Source organism: Nostoc sp. (assembly GCF_036919555.1).
In the GTDB taxonomy this organism is placed as follows: domain Bacteria; phylum Cyanobacteriota; class Cyanobacteriia; order Cyanobacteriales; family Nostocaceae; genus Nostoc.
This window is the reverse complement of the sequence record NZ_JBALCS010000022.1, coordinates 99333-121572: the sequence shown is the minus strand read 5'-3', so window position 1 is coordinate 121572 and position 22240 is coordinate 99333. Positions and strand designations below refer to the sequence as shown.

13 protein-coding genes are annotated in these 22240 nt (G+C 41.2%); 8 read left to right on the top strand and 5 right to left on the bottom strand.

From position 1 onward, the window contains the following. Positions 1–235: 235 nt before the first annotated feature. Positions 236–2581 (bottom strand): penicillin-binding protein 1C, encoded by a 2346-nt coding sequence (gene pbpC / locus V7K36_RS08160; protein WP_335114714.1) that lies wholly within the window; start codon positions 2579–2581, stop codon positions 236–238. A gap of 508 nt (positions 2582–3089) precedes the next feature. Here pbpC and V7K36_RS08155 point away from each other — a divergent pair. The 3 genes from V7K36_RS08155 (at position 3090) to V7K36_RS08145 (ending at position 9331) form a co-directional block, all read left to right on the top strand. Next, positions 3090–8756, top strand: coding sequence for an alpha-2-macroglobulin family protein (locus V7K36_RS08155; RefSeq protein ID WP_335114712.1), 5667 nt, complete (start codon positions 3090–3092; stop codon positions 8754–8756). An 84-nt stretch (positions 8757–8840) separates the two neighbouring features. Beyond that, a complete protein-coding gene (locus V7K36_RS08150) occupies positions 8841–9080 on the top strand; it encodes a type II toxin-antitoxin system Phd/YefM family antitoxin (protein ID WP_335114710.1) in 240 nt (79 codons plus the stop codon). A gap of 65 nt (positions 9081–9145) precedes the next feature. Next, positions 9146–9331, top strand: coding sequence for a type II toxin-antitoxin system VapC family toxin (locus V7K36_RS08145; protein WP_335114708.1), 186 nt, complete (start codon positions 9146–9148; stop codon positions 9329–9331). Between the two features lie 376 nt (positions 9332–9707). Here the strand turns inward: V7K36_RS08145 and V7K36_RS08140 are convergent, their stop codons facing one another. Beyond that, positions 9708–12236 carry a mannose-1-phosphate guanyltransferase gene (locus V7K36_RS08140; RefSeq protein WP_335114706.1) on the bottom strand — a complete coding sequence of 843 codons (2529 nt, stop codon included), beginning with the start codon at positions 12234–12236 and terminating at the stop codon, positions 9708–9710. Between the two features lie 200 nt (positions 12237–12436). Between V7K36_RS08140 and V7K36_RS08135 the strand changes: the two genes are divergently transcribed. Beyond that, positions 12437–12583 carry a hypothetical protein gene (locus V7K36_RS08135; protein ID WP_335114704.1) on the top strand — a complete coding sequence of 49 codons (147 nt, stop codon included), beginning with the start codon at positions 12437–12439 and terminating at the stop codon, positions 12581–12583. A gap of 159 nt (positions 12584–12742) precedes the next feature. On the opposite strand, the gene V7K36_RS08130 is transcribed toward V7K36_RS08135, so the two are convergent. Beyond that, positions 12743–14440, bottom strand: a complete 1698-nt coding sequence (locus tag V7K36_RS08130) for a glycosyltransferase family 39 protein (protein ID WP_335114743.1) — start codon at positions 14438–14440, stop codon at positions 12743–12745. Between the two features lie 272 nt (positions 14441–14712). Then, entirely contained in the window at positions 14713–15957 is a 1245-nt protein-coding gene (locus tag V7K36_RS08125) for a glycosyltransferase (RefSeq protein ID WP_335114702.1), read from the bottom strand. Between the two features lie 594 nt (positions 15958–16551). Here V7K36_RS08125 and V7K36_RS08120 point away from each other — a divergent pair. The 3 genes from V7K36_RS08120 to V7K36_RS08110 all read left to right on the top strand — a co-directional run bounded on the left by V7K36_RS08120 (position 16552) and on the right by V7K36_RS08110 (position 18442). After that, positions 16552–17028 (top strand): hypothetical protein, encoded by a 477-nt coding sequence (locus V7K36_RS08120; RefSeq protein WP_334825309.1) that lies wholly within the window; start codon positions 16552–16554, stop codon positions 17026–17028. A gap of 360 nt (positions 17029–17388) precedes the next feature. Then, positions 17389–18045: a DUF1361 domain-containing protein gene (locus tag V7K36_RS08115; protein ID WP_335114700.1), complete on the top strand. Its 657-nt coding sequence runs from the start codon at positions 17389–17391 to the stop codon at positions 18043–18045. Between the two features lie 229 nt (positions 18046–18274). Further along, a complete protein-coding gene (locus tag V7K36_RS08110; RefSeq protein ID WP_335114698.1) occupies positions 18275–18442 on the top strand; it encodes a hypothetical protein in 168 nt (55 codons plus the stop codon). Between the two features lie 166 nt (positions 18443–18608). Here the strand turns inward: V7K36_RS08110 and V7K36_RS08105 are convergent, their stop codons facing one another. Continuing rightward, positions 18609–20954 (bottom strand): putative PEP-binding protein, encoded by a 2346-nt coding sequence (locus tag V7K36_RS08105; protein WP_335114696.1) that lies wholly within the window; start codon positions 20952–20954, stop codon positions 18609–18611. Positions 20955–21491: 537 nt separating this feature from the next. On the opposite strand from V7K36_RS08105, the gene V7K36_RS08100 reads away from it, so the two are divergent. Beyond that, positions 21492–21950 carry an MgtC/SapB family protein gene (locus tag V7K36_RS08100; RefSeq protein WP_335114694.1) on the top strand — a complete coding sequence of 153 codons (459 nt, stop codon included), beginning with the start codon at positions 21492–21494 and terminating at the stop codon, positions 21948–21950. Positions 21951–22240 lie beyond the last annotated feature (290 nt).

Sequence of the window (22240 nt, the reverse complement as noted above, 5' to 3'; positions counted from 1 at the left end):
AGAGTGAAACGTAACTCGTATATTCACTAATATTTAAATTTTTTCTTAAATTTTTTTAGAGTAAATTTACGTAAGCTGTAATTCAATATCATGTTTCAGCAAAAAGTGGCGATACTCAAATACAAGTTATTGTTAGCTTACTGACATCAGCCCTCTATCTTCATCCTTCTTTTTAGCTGAAGGTATTGAGTGTAGAACTTTATTTACGCTAACTTACTATTTAATTATCGGCGATTCATCTCTTTACCGGAGAATTACTAATAGAAAATCCCCGACGCGTGGGTTTAAGATTAGCCAATTCCACCTGAAAACTTACCTTATCACTCATTTCCCCACTTCTCGCTTCCAAAGTCCAATTACCAGGACGCAAATACCAAAATAAAGAATTAGCTGACTGTGTATCTAACTTTTCACCATTTAACCACCACTCAACAGGCACAGATTTATTTCCCACTAGCTTAAATTCGAGTTTTTGCTTCGCTTCTTCACCTGGATACAGTAAGAATAAATCGCCATGATCCGGAGATAAAATTCTCAAATTGGTAGAATTAAAATTCGATTGCTGTTGTTTTGCCAACCACTCATCATACTCTGGTGGTAAATTGAATTGATTTTCACGTTCGTAATTACTTTTATCTTCAGGATAGAAATATTCCTGCACCACTGAGGTACAATCTGGTGTTGGTCGTAACCCCGAAATTGCACAAACAGGTAGTTGCACTAAACCTTCTGGAGATGGAAAATCTACTGGTTCTTGATGTTCGTGCAGGTGTAACATAATCCGATTCCACAAGGGTGCAGCCCCTGTCACACCTGAAACCTGTCGCATCGGTTCGCCGTTGAAATTGCCTACCCAAGTAGCAACGGTGTAATCGGTAGTGAAGCCAACTGTCCAAGTGTCACGAAAATTGGAAGAAGTGCCAGTTTTAACCGCAGAAGGAAAGGGTAAATTTAACACTGAGTCTACACCAAATGCTGTTGCACGAGCATGGCGATCGCTGAGTATATTGGTGATTAATTGCCATATTGTGTGGTTGGGGAGTGGGGAAGGTGGAGTCCCCTCTGGGGATAAGGCGTAATGGGGAGTAGGGAGTGGGGTATTGGAAAATCTGCTTACTAAAGGGGTCGCATCTCCAAGTCGTGCTATGGTCAGGTAGGCATGGGCTAATTCCCAGAGACTGACTTCGCCACTACCTAGAGTTAACCCTAAACCATAATGTTCTGGGGTTTGATTGAGGTGTTCAAATCCTAGTTGATGCAGTCGTTCTAAGAAAGTTTCCACACCTACTTTTTCTAACACCCGCACTGCGGGTACATTCAGGGAATTTGCTAAGGCGATTCGCACCCGCACTGGGCCAAGAAAGCGTTCGGTATAATCTGTTGGACTATAAAGTTTCGCGCCGGGAATGGCATAATGGGCGGGTACATCTGCTAAGATAGTATTTGGGTGAATTAAACCTTTTTCTAAAGCTAATTCATACACAAAAGGCTTGAGTGTAGATCCTGGTTGACGTAACGCCTGCACTCCATCGTTGCGTCCCAGTTTGACTTCATTAAAGTAATCAGGCGAACCGACATAAGCCAAAACTTCGCCACTGCGGTTGTCAATCACCAACGCGGCTGCATCATGGACATTGTTGGCGGCTAGAGAATAAATTACCTGTTGTACCTGTGCTTCGACAAACTGCTGCAAAGGACGATTTATAGTCGTCCGGATGGGTGAATTTTCTTCTGTTTGCGTCTCAGACATCTTATTGGCTAACCAAAATAAAAAGTGTGGTGCAGCGATAATTCCCCGTTGGCGAGATTGAAACACAACTTTTTCGGTGTGTGTTCGGGCTGCGATCGCTCCACTAATATACTTTTCTAGTACCATACGATTGAGGACGTATTTTTGTCGCTGCTTCAGCCGTTCCCAATGCTGGTAAGGGTTAAAGTATGTGGGATTATTGGGAATAGCAGCCAATAAACTAGCTTGGGCAAGATTCAACTCACTAGCTGAGATGGAAAAATAAGTCCGCGCAGCTGCTTCCACACCATATATATTGCCTCCCATTGGCAGCCGATTGATATATGCAGAGAGGATTTCATCTTTGTTCATCCCTGCTGTTAACCGCCAAGATAGCCAAATCTCTTGCATTTTACCAGAGAAGCTGCGAGGCACGGGATCTAACATCCGCGCCAATTGCATCGTAATAGTGGAAGCGCCGGAAACAACTTTTTTGGCGTGGATGGCTTCTTTGCTGGCGCGGATAACAGCTTTCATATCCAGCGCCCCGTGATGGTAAAAGCTGCCATCTTCGGCGGCTAAAATGGCATGGGTAAACTGGGGCGAAACCTGATTTAGTGGTACTACTGATGTATGCTCTTGGTCACGGGTGAGCAATGTTCCTAATTGTAAAGCATTGCGATCGCTAAATTGCATTGCCAACTGATTTTGGGCAATGTCTGCGGCACGAATGGGCGCAAAATAAGGTGATAGGCGTACTATTAGGCAGATTAGCAGCAGAGCCAGGATAACTTTACCAGTTTTACGCAGTTTGTGCTTAATTTGAGTTAGCGATCGTGAAATTAGTTTCATCAGGGAAACCCCTGTCTAAGAAAACTTACCTTAATTTTTCCGCCGACTTACTTACATCTACATCAGTAAATATGTCAAATCCTTAATAATTCATTTTTACTAACCTAGCAGATGTAAATTAATGTTTGCAAAATTTAAATACTTCTTTATAGTTAAGAATTGTAGTTATTTTTTGGAACAATCACACTGAATTAGTTATCAATGTAAATAAACATAGCTAAATCCAAAATTTAGGTATAAATAACTAGTCATCTGGAGTAGTTTATTAGTATTAACATTGCCCACTGAATAAGCGAGTGTGAACTTTTGTTAGCTATAATTTGTGAATTTTTAATTTTGAATTACTAAAAATATGATTATCAGAGTTTTACTCCGTTTTCACCATAAAATTCTCTATCTCTTCCTTGGTGTCCTTGGCGTTCTTAGCGGTTCGTTAAAAAAAATTAGTCATTCCTCAAGGCGCAAGAGAAAAATACAGTTTATTCTTCTCTTTACATTTATGTTAGGAATGGCAGGGTGTAATTTTTTTGGTATCAACTCAAGTAAAGAACAACTCCCAGCAGTTTCCCCACTCACACCACCAAAACTACCAGACTGGATTGAACAAATTAGTCCTATTGGGGATGCGAAATCTCTTAACCAAATTCGTATCCGTTTTAAAGAAGCTTTAATCCCAGTTGAAAGTCTTGATAGTCCAGAACAGCAAAAGCTATTACAAAAATTTGCCCTTTGGCCACCTTTACCCGGTCAATTTCGCTTTTTAACACCGCGTATGGTGGGATTTCAAGCAGATAAAGCATTGCCAATAGCGACAAGATTTCAAGTCACTCTTAAAGCAGGTTTAGCCGATTTAAAAAATCATCGCCTAGACAAAGATTTACCTTGGACTTTCAATACCGAATCTATCAACCTGACTAATTTACCTGGTGTCAATCCCGTTGAGAAGGCTGATGTTGAACCAATTGATTTACAACAGAAGTTACAATTTACTTCCAATGTAGAATTAGATTTAGCTTCTGTCCAAAAACATTTACAGTTAATTCCCGAAGGACAAAATAAAGTTACAGGTTTTAAAGTCGAATTAAACAAAGAAGAAAAACCATTAAAAAACGAAGAAGACCCTTTAGAAAAATTTGACCCTTCGGCACGCAATTGGATTTATAACCTCATCCCCCAGCAAAATCTCGAAAAAGCAACTCGTTATCGCCTGGTATTTTCTCCCGGAATACGTCCGGCTTATGGTAATCTAACTACAGCGAAAGAATTTGCCAGTAAGTTAGTAACTTATTCGCCTTTGGCATTTCAGAAAATTAACTTTTACGGACAGCCAGATGCAGGTGGAACTTTTGGAAGATTTCTTAAAGGCAGTCCACAGCTAGAATTTAATAATGTCTTACTGCCAGATTCAGCTAAAGAAAATATTACTATTAATCCAGCACCAAAAGAAATTTCGAGAATTATACAAGTAAATGATGAAGATAAAATTGTCGGCATCAATCCTTATGCGTTAGAACCCGCCAAGACTTATACAATTACTATGGGTGCTAATCTCAAAGATAAGTTTGGACAAACTTTGGGTAAACCTGTCACAGTTAAATATGATACTGGAGATTTAGCTGGGGATATCTGGGTACCATCAGATTTGAATATTTTCCCCACAGGTAAAGATTTACAACTAAATATTAGTGCGGGAAATCTGCCAGAATCTAAGTACAAAGCCGCTTATCGAGTAGTTAACCCGACAGATTTAGTTTATTTTAATAATAGTAGTGATTTATTACCAAACCCTTCTGATTGGCAAAGCTTTAAGGTATCGGGTAAGAAAAATCAATCACTTGACATTGCTGTTCCTCTCCGAGAAAAAATAAGTGCTGCTACGGGAATGTTAGCTTATGGAGTGCAAGCCCGCACTAATAAATATCAGGAGAATGGTAAGGAACTGTGGCGAGAACCGACAACTTATGGCCTAGTTGAATTTACGAATTTGGGCATATTCACTCAGTGGTTTCCTGAGTCAGGCTTAATTCGCGTCAATCATCTTACAGATGGTTCACCAGTTCAAGGGGCTGCTATTGAAATTTATCAATCAAAATTACAGGCAAAATCTCACCCGGAACCTGTACCTTGTGCAACAGGTAAAACTGATGAAAATGGAACTTTTAGAATTGTTCGTGAAGGATTACCGCAATGTTATTCTGGGAATGAAAGCTCTACTAAATCACCACAATTATTAGTTATCGCCCGTGAAAATCAAGATTGGGCATTCGCTAGAACAGAAGAATATAGCGGCGTTTATGGATATGGTATCGATGCAGGTTGGCAAGATGCTAAACCCGAATCACGCGGGGTAATTTTTTCAGATAGACAGTTGTATCAACCAGGAGAAAAAGCTTGGTTAACTGGTTTCGCGGACTATTTACAAAATGGTGCAATCCAGCAAGATAAAAATGCTGTTTACCAATTAACCTTGGTAAATCCTGATGGACAAAAGACCAATTTAGGTACGCAAACTACAAATGAATTTGGCACATTTTCTCTGGAACTGCCAATCAAAAATACTCAGCGCTTAGGCTATCATACAATCCAGGCTAAGGGAAAGAACGGGCAAGAAATTTCTGGAGAATTTCGGATAGCTGAGTTTAAGCCACCTAACTTTAAAGTCGAACTCAACTTAGATAAAGAATTTGCTCTCATTGACGATAAAGTTGATATTAATGCTACAAGTAATTATTTATTTGGTGCGCCTGTACAAGGTGGAGAAGTAAAATACTTTATTACTCGTCAGCAGGCTAATTTTATTCCTAAAGGTTGGGAGGAATTTGCTTTTGGTAGACAATGGTTATGGCCGGAGGAAACTCCTACCATATCTAGTGATGTGTTGCAAACTAATACCCAGCTAGATGCTAGTGGTAAAAGTAGTCAAAGTGTAAATGTGGCTAATGATTTACCATATCCGATGACTTACCGAGTAGATGTGCAAGTTGCAGATGTTTCTAATCTGTCTGTAGCAAATTTAAAAACTTTTACAGTCTTACCGAGTAATCGCCTTATCGGGTTAAAAAGTAATTTTATTGCTGATGCTGGTAAGGCTTTTCCCATTGAAGTGATTGTTACTGACCCTACAGGAAAACCGATAACAGGTCAACGGGTGCGTCTGGAATTACAACAGATTAAATATAGCAGCGTCACCCAATTAGTTGAAGGTAGCCGAACTCCAAAAAATCAAGTTGAATATAAAACAGTAGGACAAGCAGAAATTACATCTGCTAGCAATCCGCAATCGGTAAGTTTGACAGCGCCGGAATCTAGTTCCTATCGGATTAGAGTTAATTTTAGCGATGCCAAATCTGAATTAAGTGCCACAGATTTACAAATTTGGGCAACTGGAGGAAATTCAGTATTTTGGGGTTCGGGAGAAAAAGATGTATTAGAAGTAAAATTAGATAAAAAAGAGTTTAAACCGGGTGAAACCGCTACTGCACTAATTCAATCTCCCTATCCAGATGCAGAATTGTACTTTGCTGTGATTAAAGACAAACCTCTTTATCAGCAGATTACCAAAGTTCAGGGAGGCACACCAAAAATTCAGTTTCAAGTTACGCCAGAAATGCTGCCAAATGCAGCCATCGAAGCTGTATTAGTAAGGCAAGGTAAACCCATAAACCAAGTGGATGCACCCAGTTTAGATAACTTGGTGAAGATTGGTTTTACACCTTTTAAAGTTAACTTAGAAGATAAGTATTTAAAACTGCAAGTTAAGCCAGTGCAAGCATCATTAGAACCTGGTGCAGAGGAAACAATAAAACTAGAATTGAAGGATAATCAAGGAAATCCCACCAAAGGACAGTTTACAGTCATGGTGGTAAATGAGGCGGTGTTACAACTTTCTGGTTATCGTCCGCCAGATTTGGTGGATACAGTTTATGCAGAACAGCCAATATCTACCCGCTTTAGCGATAATCGACCGGATGTAATTTTACAACCACAAGATGTAGCTAAACCCAAAGGTTGGGGTTATGGCGGTGGTTTCTCAACTGGTGCAGCAAATACTCGCACTCGCACCGATTTTAAAGCTTTAGCTTACTACAACGGTTCTGTTCTCACCGATGCTAATGGTAATGCACAGATAACCTTTAAATTGCCAGATGATTTAACGACATGGCGGGTGATGGCTGTGGCCACTGATGGAAATCTGCGTTTCGGGAATGCAGACGCGACGTTTATCACCACAAAACCACTGCTAACTAATGCCATCTTGCCACAGTTTGCCCGTCCAGGCGATCGCATCCTTGCTGGTTTATCTGTAACTAACAACACCGGGAATACAGGAAATCTCTCAATTAATGGCGAACTTAGCGGGAATGTGAAGTTTGCTAAGGAAAACCCCACAGCTACTTCTTTCCAAACCAAAGCTGAATCCGCAACTCATGCTTATCGCTTTCCAATGCTGGCGGATAGTGTGGGAGTTGGTAAAGTTCGCTTTACCACTCAGCTAAATACAGCCGCAGATGCTTTTGAAGTACCTTTGGAAATTAAGCCAGTTGAAATTACAGAACAAGTCGTTGAAACTGGTGTCACTGAAAAACAGGTGAAGATTCCCCTGAATATTGATAAAAATACCTTCCCTGATGCGGGAGGTTTAGATATTCAGTTGGCGAGTAGTTTGATACCGGAGATTCAAGCACCAGCAAAGCAGGTTTTAGAAGATAATGATTTGCCGTTCACAGAACCGGCGGCCAGTCAATTAATGATTGCTGCTAATCTGCAAACTATCGCCCAAAAATATGGTCAGGCATTTGCAGAATTTAATCCCACCCAACAGGGAAATCAAGCAATTGAACAATTAAAAAAACTCCAAATAGCCGATGGTGGTTTTGCTGCTTTCCCCGGACAAGAAAAATCTGACCCTTGGGTTTCTTCTTATGCGGGTGAATCTTTGGCTAAAGCCAGTCAGGTGTTCCCTAATTTAGTCGATTCTGCAATGGTGTCTAGCCTGAAAGCTTATTTGCAAAAAGTTCTGGCGAATCCTGGAGAATACGATTTTTGCAAACAGCAACTGTGTAAAAGACAACTGCAACTTAATGCTTTAATAGCACTAGCACAATTGGGTGAAAAGCGCAATACTTTTCTTGCAGATATTTATGAACAGCGCAACAACTTTGATGTAGTAACTCAAATTAAACTAGCGCGATACTTATCTCAATTCCCAGAATGGCAAGATGAATCTCAACAATTAGTGAACAAGTTACAACAGAATATATATGAAACTGGTCGCACAGCAGTTGTAAGTTTACCAAGTAGTTGGGGATGGATGAGTTCATCTACGACGACGCAAGCACAAGCTTTACGCTTATTTATTGCCAAGCAAAGTAAACCCGAAGTTATAGATAAGTTATTCCAAAGTCTTCTGGCACTGCGACGGAATGGCACATGGCAAACTAACTATAATAATGCCCAAGCATTAACAGCTTTAGTAGAATATAGTCAACTGCAACCCACGCCGCCTAATTTTGTTGCCACAGTGCAATTAGCTGGTAATAAGTTAGCAGAAAATACGTTTAACGGCTATCAAAATCCTAGTTTACAGCTAAATGTGCCGATGAATCAATTACCTCGTGGTCGTAATGATTTAACACTACAAAAATCAGGTAATGGGACTTTGCACTATCTAGTTGCTTATAATTATCGGTTGCAGGGAAATCAACCAGGTAGGTTTAACGGTCTACGCATAACACGAGGAATTAGTCAAGCAAATGAAGAGAAAGTTTTACAAAAAACAGGTCTTTACGCTTTCGATAAACCCTTGACTTTAGCGTCTGGAAAGGTGTTTGATATTGGTTTAGAGATCATCGTTGATCATTCTGTAGATCATCTGGTAATTAAAGATCCGCTACCATCAGGTTTTGAGGCGGTGGATGCAAGTTTTCAAACTACCACAGTTGCATTACAAGCAAAAGCCGATAGCTGGGAACTTGGCTTTAAAAATATCTACCGCGATCGCATTATCGCCTACGCCGATCACCTGGAACCAGGAGTTTATAGTCTGCATTATTTAGTCCGTTCTGTTACTCCTGGTACATTTTCCTGGCCTGGTGCCCAAGTTCACTTGCAATATGCGCCTGAAGAATTTGGGCGTACTGCTGAGTCTACGTTAATACTGGAGGAGAATTCATGAGGATTTATAGCTTAGTTATCTGCTCCTCTGTAGAATAGAAAAGAATAATAAAAGCAAGCTTTAGCTTTTAGGAGAAGCTTTGCTATGACTGTAAACATTAATATTCAAGAAGCAGAAGTTGCTTTTTCTGAACTTTTGAATCGGGTGAGTCGGGGCGAAGAAATTACAATTACTCAAGACGGAGTAGCAATTGCCCGTTTAGTACCTGTTACTCAAAATCCTGACATTCTGAATAGTTCCGTGCCTGCCATAGTTGTATCAATTGGCCCTTTAGCACCTATTAATCAAAATCCTCCCAAGCGAATACCAAAAAGTGCTAAGTGATTAATTACAATTGCTCCAGATTTTGATGCTCCTTTACCTGATGATATACTGGCTAGTTTTGAAGGATGAGATTACTTTTTGATACTCATAGTTTTCTTTGGTGGATCACTGATAATTCTCGTTTATCATCTATGGTTAGGGCAACTATCAGTGATAGCAACAATGAGTTATTTTTCAGTGCAGCTAGTACTTGGGAAATAGCCACTAAAGCCCAGCTAGGTAAGTTGCTTTTGCCAAAAAATCCAGAGTAGTTTATTTCTGAGCAATTGTTCATTAATTCTATTGAAAGCTTACCAATACATATAAGTCACGCTGTTAGAGTTTATCATCTCCCAATTCATCATAAAGATCCATTTGACCGAATACTGGTTGCCCAAAGCCAAGTGGAAAATCTACCAATTCTGACTATAGATCCTTTAATTTCGCAGTACGATGTAAATGTTATTTGGTAGGAAATGCAGTATTTTTTTATGAAGCGATGCCTACGGTGGGGTGCGCCTATCCAATATTACAACATCGACAAAGACTAGTTGGAATAAACCTGCTACTGAATCTACATTTTTGCTGACTCTTGGAAGTGAGCAGTTATCTTTAAATACTGATAACTGCTCACTGATAATTGATTAATCAAACTTCCGCAGGAAGATACTCCTGTTGTCTTTCAACAAATGTTTGGACACGGCTGCGGTAGTTTCTTATAGTCTCATCTACCCAATCGCGATCGTTACTATTTGCATACAAATGTACCAGTGGTTCGCTGGCATCTGGTAAAACTAACAGCCAGCTGTCATCGTAGGGTTGACAAATTTTCACCCCATCGATGAGTTCTAGGTTTTGGGCTGGGTGAGTTTCCACCAAGTAACGCATCAAAGCACCCTTGGCTGTCCACGGGCAGCGTACTGTATAAGTTTTGTGAATTACACGAGGCAATTCTGACCGGGCAGCAGCAAGCGATCGCTCCTGTATAGTCAACATCTCAATTATTTTAGCAATGCAGAACATGGAATCAAATCCCGGATGCAGTTGCGGAAAAATAAAACCAGTCTCTCCACTACCTCCTATTACCACATTTGGATTTGTCTGGCAAGCCTCCATTAAGGCTGTAGGGTTGGCTTTAGTGCGAATCACTCTGCCATCGTGGCGACGGGCGACTTGTTCAATAGCACTGGAAGCATGAACTGGCACTACTACTGTTCCTCTGGGGTTAGCCGTTAGAATCATGTCTACCATCAGTGCTGTTAACATTTCTCCCCGAATTGGGAAGCCTGATTCATCAACTAAAATCAGCTGCTCTCCATTAGCCGTGACTTGCACACCAAAGTTAGCTTTCAACGCCTCGACTACATGACCTAACTGAGTCAGCAGTCCTTCTCGGTCAGTTACTGACATCGCCGTTTTATTCACACTGGCATTCAGCACCACTGCATCAGCACCAAATTTATCCAACATTTGGGGTAAAACTGCCCCTGATACGGCATAAACATAGTCAATCACCACTTTTGCCCGACTGTTGCGGAGTGTATGAACATGCAACAGCTTCTCAAAAGCAGTGCAGTAACGGTCAATGACTTGGCTGGGATAAGATACATCGCCAATTTCATGAATTAGCGCCCGCCGCATATCCTCCTTAAAGTAAGCCCCTTCAATTTTCTTTTCCAGAGATTTGGAGATATTAATGCCCTTAGCATCCATGAATTCAATCAGAATGTAGTCAGGGCGATCGGGGTGTACCCGCACATGGATACCACCAGCTACGGACATTGTGGGTATAACCGTGCGGGCAATGGGGATAGCTGTAGCATCGAGGTTTTGAATATCAACACCTACTGACATTAAACCAGCAATCAGCGATCGCGTCACCATTCGAGAGACATTACGTTGGTCACGGGAAACCGTTACCTTAGAACCAGGTTTCAAGGTCGAACCGTAAGCAGATCCCAATTTCACGGCGAATTCTGGGGTGATGTCGATATTAGCTAATCCTTGCACGCCACGCTGCCCAAATAAATTCCGTTGGGCGGTGTTCCCCCAAATCAAGTTAATGTTTAAAATTGCCCCTGACTCAATCTTTTTACTCGGCCAAACGCGCACACCGGGGCTAATTTGGGCTTCTTCTCCCACCGTGGAAAGCGAACCCACAACCGCAGCTTCTAATACTTGGGCGCGGCGGTCTACACGAGTGCCACGGGAAATCACACAGGCAGAAAGATGTGCTTCTTCGCCAATGATTGCCCCATTCCACACTATGGGGCGTTTGAGATTGGCATCAGCACCAATAGTGACATTATCCCCAATTACGGTTCCTGCCTCAATCTGTACTCTTGCCCCGATGCGGCAATTGTCACCAATCACTGCTGGGGCTTCAATCACAGCCGTCTGGTCGATATAAGTATTTTGGCCTACCCATAAGTTAGGGGAAACTTCTTTGTAGGCACAATCCAGTTGCACTTTCCGATCTAAAGCATCATACTGAGCCTCGCGGTAGGCATCTAAGTGACCAACATCACACCAGTAACCTTGAGCAATGTAACCATACATTGGTTCTTCTTTTGCTAGTAGTAAGGGGAATAAGTCTTTGGAAAAGTCGGATTCAGTGTTTACTGGCAGATATTCCAAAACTTCTGGTTCGAGAATATAAGTGCCAGTATTGACGGTATCAGAAAAAATCTCACTACTAGAGGGTTTTTCTAAAAATCGCCGAATCCGTCCTTCTTCATCGGTAATCACCACCCCAAATTCAATCGGGTTAGGAACCCTAGTCAAAATCAAAGTAGCTTTTGACTTCTTTTGTTTGTGAAATGCGATCGCTGCCGTGAGGTCGAAATCTGTGATACTATCGCCACTAATCACTAAAAAAGTTTCATCAAGAAGTTCAGCAATGTTTTTCACACAGCCTGCTGTACCTAAAGGCTGATCTTCTTCAACGGCATAGGTCATCTGGACACCAAAATCGCTGCCATCTAGAAAGTAGTCTCGCAAGACATCAGGTAAATAATGCAATGTGGCAATCACTTCTGTAATTTGATGTCGTTTGAGGAGATTGATAATATGTTCGGCAATTGGTCGATTTAGAATCGGCACCATCGGTTTGGGCAAATCGCAAGTTAACGGGCGAAGCCGGGTTCCCGAACCGCCTGCCATCAGTACTGCACGCATAAATCCTCCTTAACTATTTACAGCCTTCGCTGCTTGAAAACGTGTCAGATATATTTTGTTCTTCTTTCTTTAGTCTCCTATGGATATCGATATTTGAGGAACTTCCACAAGACGCATATGGATTGAGGCATGAGGCATTGGGTTAATTAACGGCGATAAGATCATTCAGGTGACAAATAATTACAACCACGAAGTCTTCAATGGCAACTTGGGAATTATCCTCGCCAATGAAATTCCGTGTGTTTGTTGGCGAAAACGCATGGTTAAAACAAATCAAAGCATGGCCAAGTGCTGACTTTGCTTCTAATATTCCACATGAGTTTATCGAGGTCGCCGCCGAAATCTGATTTTTGACTGCGGGTGATAAAAGCTTGCCTACTTATACCAATTCTATATAAGGCTGCGCTTTATTCATGTAGGGGCAATTCATGAATTGCCCCTACAGCCTGTAGTTTTGTATCAGTCTTATGGGCGCATCTTCAAACAGAAATGGTATTATAAGTAATTTAACTCTGCTGACAGTGATAAAGTTGATATTCGTAGCCGTTCACCCTTGGCAAAGATTGAGTATCAGATATAACGCAAGTTTTGACAGTTTCTGCTACGGGGGCGTGAAAGTTTACCAGCCACAAGTCAAAAGGTCGTGGTAATTTATTTAAAGTATTTTCCAGAGCAATGGTGGAAGTATTCGGGTCTTGGTCTTGATGGGCAAGGAGAAACAAAAGTTTTTGGGGTGAATTGGCAAGTTTAAACTCCCTAGCTACCCCCATCATTTCCCCAGTATGTACATAAGTTTTGTGGGTAGTGGCAACCAGTACTGGCACTGGGGATATTTGTTGAATTATTTGCACAAACAGGTCAGGGCGATAATATTTTTGATAGCCGAGATTGCAGAATACTGTAACTGCACTGACAAATCCCATTAACCAAATTAACATCACGGCTTTTTTCCCGTTTATTCCCCATCTGCCGATGCTTTTTATCCTATTTTTCCCTTGTTCTCTTCCTATCCATTCCTTGGGAGGATGCCAACAAACTGCGAGACTTGCCCCTAGTAAAACAATAACGGCGGGAAAGTAAACAAAGTTATAACGGGCACCCCTAGTCAGATCGATTCCCAAAAAGTACGTAAAGATAAAGAATAAAGCGATCGCGCTGATAGCTACTCCAGCAAACACCTGAATCATAATCCGGCTTTCTGGTTGCTGTAATTGAATCTTGATCCCACTTACCAAAATTGGTACTGCCCAAATAAAGAAAATCAGCATCACCAGTCCAGAAAGAATCATCACCAATAGCTGTGGAGATTCAACTGGTAACAGGGAAATCATTGTAATCCATGTGCCTAAAGCTTGAAAAATTGGGCTGAACCAATCTAGTCCGACGCGCGAACCTTGAATCCACTCGGTCAAATTACTCCGATTTCTATTCTCTAAAAAGATTGGTAGCCAAATTAAACTCGCCACAAAAGTACCTGTGATAACGCCATAGATGCGCCGCCAGGGAGGAGAGAAGAAAAGAGAAAATTTGCTGCTAGTCTGCAATTGAAGCCAAGCCAGAAAAATTAAAACTACACCTTCTGTGCAAAGGGTGAGGGTAAAGAAGTAATGAGTAGCAACACCTAAAGCATTAATTTCTACCCATAAAAGTACTATCCACATGGGTAAAGGTGTGCGGTTTTGAATATGACGTGTGGCAATTACTAAGCAGGTGAGAGAAGCAGTTACCCATAAAGCTGCCAAACTGTAATGACGCGCTTCTTGTGCTAAAAAGATGCCGTAGGGTGATACTGCCATCATGGCAGCAGCCAAGTGTCCCACTAATGGCGAACGAAACGCTATCCTACCTAATACGTAAGCAGATGGAATCGAGGCAGCACCGATTAAAGCTGGTAGCGATCGCGCCGCAAACAGCGATACTAATCCTCCTTCGCTGGGAAATAATTTCATCCACAAGTAAGCCAGCACAAAATAGAGTGGGGGATGGGTATCTTGGGTAACTAAGTTATGAATGACATCACCAACACTAGCGCCTGAGTTTGGTTGCAGTGGTTGCAATAGGATATCAGGTGCGATCGCTTGATCTAGGGGTACTGATAAAAAATTATTCCCCAAGCTAAACACCAAGGTGGAAAACTCATCAGTCCAAGGAGGCTTTGCAGTCAAGTTGGCTAGGCGCAAGCCAATACCGATGAGCAACCACATTAAGTTCAGCAAGGAGTGAACCCACCAAGGAGGAAGGCGAACCTGCCAATTATGCCAATACTTATGTTGTGAGCCAGAGTTTACATTTGCCAGAGGCAGGAAATGGGTAGCATAGACTGGTAGCAACGAGATAATTTTTCTGTAAAAATAGAATGCACCTTGGAAAATAACTCTCATTGCCTAGCCTCAAAGGAATGGATTTGTAGATTTGACGTTTTAGATTTAAGTTCGTTCTAAAAACAAAAATCAAAATCTCAAATCCCTCGTTGTGATTATTTCACATCGGTAACGCGCCAGCTAAGTTTCAAATTAATCCAGAAATTCCAGATTGTAGCAACTGCGATCGCAATCAGGTTGGCAATATAGGGGTTAGGAATAAGAAAATGTAATACTAGATTTAATATCAGTACATTCAATACCAGTCCACCAAGGCAAATGGCGTTAAATTTCAAAAACCGCTTCAGGCGTTGATGCCATTCTTGCTGTCTGGCGCTGACATCAGCAAATGTCCAAGCGTCATTCCACAAGAAATTATTTAAAATAGCAATTTCACCAGCAATAATTTTGCTGCCCGTCACTGGCCAAGCCAAGGTAGTCGGATCACTAAGCAAGTAAAGTACTGTCATATCCACAAATACCCCACTAAAGCCAACTAACCCAAAACGCAGAAATCGACCAACCGGGAAATTGACTTTTCTACTCAATCGTCCTACCCGCCCTGTGGAAAGCCGCAACCGTACTAAGTGGTGGATGTAATCTATATATTGCTTCCATGTCACTTTACTCTCACCCTCTTTGCGTTCGCAAAACACATACCCAACTTCCGCAACTTGGTCTACTTTTCCCCGTCCGATTACCTCTAGGAGAATTTTGTATCCGACGGGATTGAGTGTTGCATTGGCGATCGCACTCCGACGCACCATAAAATAACCACTCATCGGGTCGGAAACTCTGCCCAGTACCCCCGGTAAAATCACCAAGCCTAACAACTGAGCGCCACGAGACAAGAAACGTCTGACAACACTCCAGCTACTAACGCCGCCTCCTTCCACATGACGACTGGCTACTGCCAAATCTGCTCCCTGCTCAACACTACGCAACAGTTGCATCAGCACCTCTGGCGGATGCTGCAAATCTCCATCAATCACCCCCAACACACTCCCCCTCGCTGCTTGCCACCCACGAATCACAGCTGAAGAAAGCCCCCGTTCTTCTTGGCGTCGCATCACTCGCAACTGGGGGTATTCTGGGGTCAAGGATTGTGCTATTTCCCAAGTTCGGTCTGGGCTATCATCGTCTACCACAATCAGTTCATAGTCTCCTGGAATAGATTCATCCAGTAACTGACTCAATATGCTGACTACATTCTGGATGTTATCACGCTCTTTATAAGTAGGAATTACTAGAGAAAGATGGATAGATTCACCACTTGTACTCACATGGTTAGGGGGCAACTCTGAAATTTTTAGTGGGCCAGTTGGTACCGTTAACAGCAAGTTGGATGAGTTTATCTTCATAATTTCAGATTACAGAACGACGATGTGTAAAGGCTGAAGGAAATAGAGCCAAACAAATGCTGGACTTATTGACTGAACCTGCTTACTCAAAGCTTTATGAATACTTTTGTTACAGTTAGCTGTTCTGAAAAGTTTAGTAATTCCCACACCTCAATTCAAAATATTTTCCTCAACTTTATCTAAACTTTAAATTTAGCCACTTATTTTTATGGTATCGCGTACACGTACATAATTTTTTATACAAATAATTGATACTGTACCATTAAGCCAGCAAATCTACAGTTTACCAAGAGTTATGCAAAGACTTTTTAGTATTAGTAGGGCTAATATACCAATCCAAAATCATTTGTGAGAAAATAGAGAAATAAATATAAAGTAGTGATTACGACTAAGTGCAAGGTGTCATAATAGTGAGTGAAATCACTAAAAGAGTTTATGAAAACATAGCCAAGACAACGCAAACGCGGTCAAGATATTGCTCTCGGAATATAAATATAAGGTGACTATCCCAATACTGAGAGTTTCTCGTGGGTTAATAACTTAAGCTGTAATATTGGATACTATATTCTTGGTTTTATTGTTGTTGGGGTGTTAATGTCTGTTTTACATAAATATACCGTTATTGCTCCTGTGAGCCTGAGCATTGCTTTGTTGATTACTAGTTGCAGCCAAAATAAAGTTTCCCAGTGCCAGCGACTGATTCGAGTTGTGAATGCTGGAACTTCTTTGATTGATAAAAATAAAGGAGCGCAAGTGATCACCAGCATACAGCTGTCTAAAGATTTGGAATTTGTGACAAAATCGATTGGGGAACTGAAGTTAACAGACCCCAAGCTGAAAGAATTTCAAAGCAGTTTTGTCCAAATTTTTCAGAATCTCAGTCAAGCGATCGCTAAAGCAGGTAGGGCGCTTGGTGCGACTAAGACAGCAGAAGCCTCGGCATCTGGTAGAGAAAAAATCCAAAAGGCTAGAGCCGAAATTGATTCAGCACTGACAACAGCTACAACTATTGGCAAGCAGTCGGATACCTTAATGAATGAGATGAATAAATATTGTAGTCAGCCAGAATAATCGAATTTGGGTACTTGTACTGACTTGTACTGAGCATCTCGGCTTACCTCGGCTTTGCTCGGCACAAGTCCGCTCCATGGAACCGCAGCCGTGGATTTTACCCTGATGATTTTCTGGCTATACTAGTGATTTAAGCCGATTGGTTGATAAATTTCATCCCCCAGTATGAAAGACATAAAAACTCTAAATTTCAGAGATATATCAGGTGCATTTCCTTTTAAGTGATACAAAAGCCTTGTTTAGTCTGGGAGTAAATAAATTTTCTTAGGGGTACAAAAATTTTATCAGTCAATCACTGAAGTTAACACTAACACTACAGAGTGAATCTAGATCAATCAAACGTCTTCTGAGTTAGCACCTATGAAAGAAGAATTGATAGCCAGAGTTGTGCAGGTCTTGCGAATTAATATGAGTTGGATGACTTGGAATTTATTTCTGGCTTTTATACCTTTAGCTTTGAGTGTGTGGTTATTTCGCTTTCGGCGTGGTGGCTCTTGGCTTTGGTGGCTAGGATTCTTAGTTTTCTATGCTTTCTTACCGAATGCACCATACTTGTTGACTGATGTAATTCACCTGATAGACGATATCCGTAAGATTCAATCGGTGTGGATGATTACTTTAGTACTCATTCCTGTGTATTTGCTAGTAATTCTCGGTGGATTTGAAGCTTACGTAATATCGTTAATTAATTGGGGTTACTACTTACATCGCATCGGCAAGAGCCAATGGATTTGGCGCTTTGAGTTGATTACCCATTTTCTCTGTGCCGTTGGTGTTTATTGGGGGCGATTTTTGCGTTTCAACAGTTGGGATTTTATTACTCAACCCGATGCCGTACTGACTAAAGGGGTAGAAGAAATTCTTGGGAAACAGCCCCTGGTGATTATTACTATCACCTTTGTGGTACTTACAGGTTTGTACTGGATTATGAAACGAGTAACCTTAGGTCTTAGTCAACGAGATAGTAGAATAGGCATAAATTCAGGACGCGCAAACTCTAACACGCCAAACATTTGATGTTTGTGGCGATTTTGGCTTTTAAATTTAGGGTTTTAATTAGTAATTCTCCTGATGAATATTGCCTGTCAAAAGAAAGATGCAACTAATTCCTGCTTGAGGTGAAATAAACTCAGAAGCAAAGGGTTGAACTTCAACCGTCACCATCTGAAAATAACGTCCTATCAGATCATTGAATATCGATGGTCTGGTCTGATGTATCTGATCACATTGATAGGAGGGATATAATATGCAATTAATCTCTAGAGGGGAAATAAAGACATTAATAGAACAGCCAAAAGGAAATTGTGTTTCAATTTATATGCCAACGCACCCAGTCGGTCCAGAAGTGCGACAAGACCCAATTCGCTTTAAAAATTTGGTCAGCACAGCCGTTGCGGCAATTTTGCGATATTAAACATTTTGATGGTGTTGTATAAAGTTGAATGTGCTATGTACAACACCAACTTAGCTGCTTATTTGGCGGATAAAGCCTTAAATTTCCCAATAATGATTTTTATACCCAAATGGAGTCTGACTTTATTAATTACGAATTACGAATTAAAAATTGGTATAATTCTTAACTAACGAAGTTTTCGTCGTGCTGCTGCTAAAATTATGCGTTGTTCAGCACGAGCGATCGCTTGATATGTTCGCTCCACTGCTTCCGGTTCAACAGAAATGGAAGTTATACCCCATTCCACTAACTTATCGATAATTTCGGGATAGAGGGCTGGTGCTTGACCGCAGATGGAACAAGGTATGCCGGCACTTTTGGCCATTTTGATGAGTTGAGCGATCGCCCTCATAACTGCTGGATGACGTTCATTAAATATTTTTGCTAACTGTCCTTGTTCTCGATCCACTCCTAGCAGTAATTGGGTTAGGTCGTTTGTACCAATAGAAATTCCAGCTGCACCTGCTTTAACATATTCTGGCAGTAAAAACAGTACGCTTGGCACTTCTGCCATCATCCACAATTGAAACTGTGACACCTCAGTTAAAAAAGCTTGCTCAACTTTGCGACGACAAAAGACAAATTCTTCCACAGTCCGCACAAAAGGCAACAGTAGATTGACATTGCTATAACCGGCTTGCTGTACACTCGCTAAAGCTTTCAGTTCCAACTCAAATACTGCCGGATTTTGTAAATAGCTAAAAGTGCCACGTTCACCTAACATCGACTTTGGTGAAGATTGTAAATTATCACTCAATGATGTTAAATCTTGTGGCCAATCTAAAGAACGATAAAAAACTGGTCTTGGTGCAAAAGCACGAGCAAACTGCATAATCTGCTCAGACCATAGCTCTAACAATTCTGCCTGACGTCCGCTTAAAATCCAACTATTGGGATGTCGCCCGGACAATATATTTAGTACCATCAATTCTGAGCGCAACAATCCCACCCCATCCACAGGCAAGCTTTGCACTTGTTCTATTAAACTGGACTGACTTAAGTTAACCAGCAGTTGGGTAGCAATCACCGGTAGATGAGAAGTAACAGCAGGATGGGGCGCTTTCGGGTTGGGGCGATGGGCAAAAAGAAGATTTTCTTCTCCCCCTCTCTCCATCTCTTCCTTTGAGTCTCCTTTAATCCGATAAACTTCTCCTCTGTCACCATCGAGCAGCAGTCGTTCGCCAGTTTGGATTAAGCTTGTCGCAGATGTTGCGTTCACTACTGCTGCAATACCTAATTCTCTGGCAAGAATGGCAGCATGGCTGGTTAATCCGCCTTGTTCAGTAATAATACCAGCAACTTGTTGCAGTAATGGCAACCAATCAGGTGCGATCGCTGGTACTACTAAAATTACTCCCTTTGGTAGTTGTTCGGGTTTCTGTTGGGGATTAATAATTACCAGGGCAGTCGCTACAACACGTCCCCCTGCTGCCCCTAGTCCCCGAATGAAGTGTACGTGGGGAATTACAGATTGGGGAGTACTAACTTGTGTGATGTAGAGCTTGTCAGATATAGTTTGTTGAGCAATAGTCCATTTAATGGTAAAGGTTTTACCTAGTTCACTCAGCAGTTGAGTTCCCAGAGCAATTATTTGTTGTAAGTATTCTTCTTGTAAAGCGTACTGTTTTTGTTGGGCTGACTCAATTAGGTAGGTACTCAGACAAGTGTGATCTGCTGTTAGTACTGACTTCGGCACCGCTTGCGAAAAAGCTCCAGGTGCTGCATTATCAACACCATAAGCCAGCATTTTATTGCCCAGTTGTTGCTCAAGCACAACCCCAGTTTCCTGTTGAATGTAGTAGACATCTGGCTGGACTTCGCCAAGAGCGATCGCAATTCCCAATCCCCAAGTAGCTTCAATTTCCCACCTAGAAGAGTTGGCTCTGAGCAAGCCACTAGCGATCGCATTTTCAACAGGTTGCACCAAAACAGCTAGATTTATTTGTTGCAGGTCAATTCCTGCTCGCTGCCAATATAGTAGACTTCTAGCACGAAATATCTGGCTCCAGGTACGCTTTAATGCCCAAGCGATCGCTTCCGGTTCGCACTGGCAAAACACCGACTCCAACAAACCAGATATATTCTTCATACCTGGGGTAGTAGTTGATACTGCCAAGGTAGGTCGAAGAATCAAACAGCCAGTTTGCCATTCTCTAGCTGCTTGGAAAATTATACTCACCCACTGCTGTGGCACAGTCGCAGTGAGAATTTCTTGGCGCAAGCGACTAGCCACCTGCTGAAGTTGACGCCAATTAGCTACATCTAGGTGTAACGAAGAATGGGGTAAGTCAGCCACTAATGACTCTGAACTATTGAGATTTTCGAGAAATTGTCGCAAAATTTCTGCCGAAACGACAAAACCAGGTACCACCGGATAGCCACGCTGCGTGATTCTACTCAAGTAAAACGCTTTGTCACCTACTTTGGCGCGGTCTTGTAGTTTAATTTGGTCTAGCCAGTAGAGTTTATCCACTCAATTTGTTAGTGTCAGTTGTCTATTTGTAGCCACAGCTATTTCTTCCTGATACGTTATCACTCGTCAATCCACTGACTCCCTACTATGAGCATTCATTTTTCAGCATTTACGGTTAATTGCTGGATATACGATGTATTGCTGTAATTCGACTCCTTTATAAATCAAATTTTTTCCTTCATTGCCTTCCTTCTCTGAAACCGGGGGTTTAGTTCTTTTACGAGATTGTACATAGCGGTATGATATTTAATTATTGAGTGTATGGGTTAAATCTAGCAATTTAAGGTAGAATTTTAAAGTTCAGTCATTTTAAATAGTCAAAAACTATTTAATAAACTTAAAAGTCATGTCGTTTACCCAGATTATGATCCTTGTCATAATTTAAGAATGCAAACCTTTATTATTGACCAAAATAAAATCTTATTGGAAAATAATCTTCATAATGGAAGATATTAATTTACACGTAAAAAAGCTATATTTTTGTAACTATATTACCAAATAGCCTAATATATAAAATTATCTATACTAGACTAAGCATTGCCAAACACTTACTACCTTGCAACTAATGATTGGGTAAATATCAGCTTCAGGCTATGCCTTGCATTGCTTATTGGAGCAATTATCGGCTTAGAACGCCAAATTAGGCACAAACCAGCTGGTTTAAGAACTCATATACTGGTGAGTTTGGGTTCAGCGATGTTTACTCTCATAATTATGCAAACAGGTGCGTCACAGTCCAGTCCTGATGCACTCAGCCGCGTGATTCAGGGGATTGCAGCCGGTGTGGGATTTCTCGGTGCTGGAGAAATTGTCCGCCAATCTTCTCAAGAATCACAGCGACTTAAAATTCACGGACTGACATCAGCAGCAGCTATTTGGGTTTCAGCTGCTTTGGGAATTGCTGCCGGGTGTGGTTTGTGGCAGTTAGGATTAATTGGTGCTGTGCTGACTTTTTTGGTTCTCAACGTTTTTAGAAGGTTAGAAAAACGTCCATAGTCAACCAATTTTGGATTTTAGATTTTAGATTGACTCATAGCAATCAAGCCAGGGGCAAGTCAAGTAATTTTAGATAATAAGTAAGTCGGCACAATAAAACCCATGTATGTTTAGTTTTGTAAAAACTGTGCAATGAGGAATTTATCAGCTATTTGCTGATTTTACATTTCGTCACATATCTTGATTTTTTAAAGCCAACTTACTTAGATTTATTCTCGCATTTAAATTCCCTTGCTCTCAGAAGATGTTTGAAAAGTGTTTCGGTGTGACTTTAGGCATTATTCTTCCGT

Excerpts from the sequence above, each read along its gene's own strand:
- pbpC (WP_335114714.1), bottom strand. The coding sequence starts at position 2,581 with ATGAAACTAATTTCACGATCGCTAACTCAAATTAAGCACAAACTGCGT.
- V7K36_RS08155 (WP_335114712.1), top strand. The coding sequence starts at position 3,090 with ATGGCAGGGTGTAATTTTTTTGGTATCAACTCAAGTAAAGAACAACTC.
- V7K36_RS08150 (WP_335114710.1), top strand. The coding sequence starts at position 8,841 with ATGACTGTAAACATTAATATTCAAGAAGCAGAAGTTGCTTTTTCTGAA.
- V7K36_RS08145 (WP_335114708.1), top strand. The coding sequence starts at position 9,146 with ATGAGATTACTTTTTGATACTCATAGTTTTCTTTGGTGGATCACTGAT.
- V7K36_RS08140 (WP_335114706.1), bottom strand. The coding sequence starts at position 12,236 with ATGCGTGCAGTACTGATGGCAGGCGGTTCGGGAACCCGGCTTCGCCCG.
- V7K36_RS08135 (WP_335114704.1), top strand. The coding sequence starts at position 12,437 with ATGGCAACTTGGGAATTATCCTCGCCAATGAAATTCCGTGTGTTTGTT.
- V7K36_RS08130 (WP_335114743.1), bottom strand. The coding sequence starts at position 14,440 with ATGTGGTTGCTCATCGGTATTGGCTTGCGCCTAGCCAACTTGACTGCA.
- V7K36_RS08125 (WP_335114702.1), bottom strand. The coding sequence starts at position 15,957 with ATGAAGATAAACTCATCCAACTTGCTGTTAACGGTACCAACTGGCCCA.
- V7K36_RS08120 (WP_334825309.1), top strand. The coding sequence starts at position 16,552 with ATGTCTGTTTTACATAAATATACCGTTATTGCTCCTGTGAGCCTGAGC.
- V7K36_RS08115 (WP_335114700.1), top strand. The coding sequence starts at position 17,389 with ATGAAAGAAGAATTGATAGCCAGAGTTGTGCAGGTCTTGCGAATTAAT.
- V7K36_RS08110 (WP_335114698.1), top strand. The coding sequence starts at position 18,275 with ATGCAATTAATCTCTAGAGGGGAAATAAAGACATTAATAGAACAGCCA.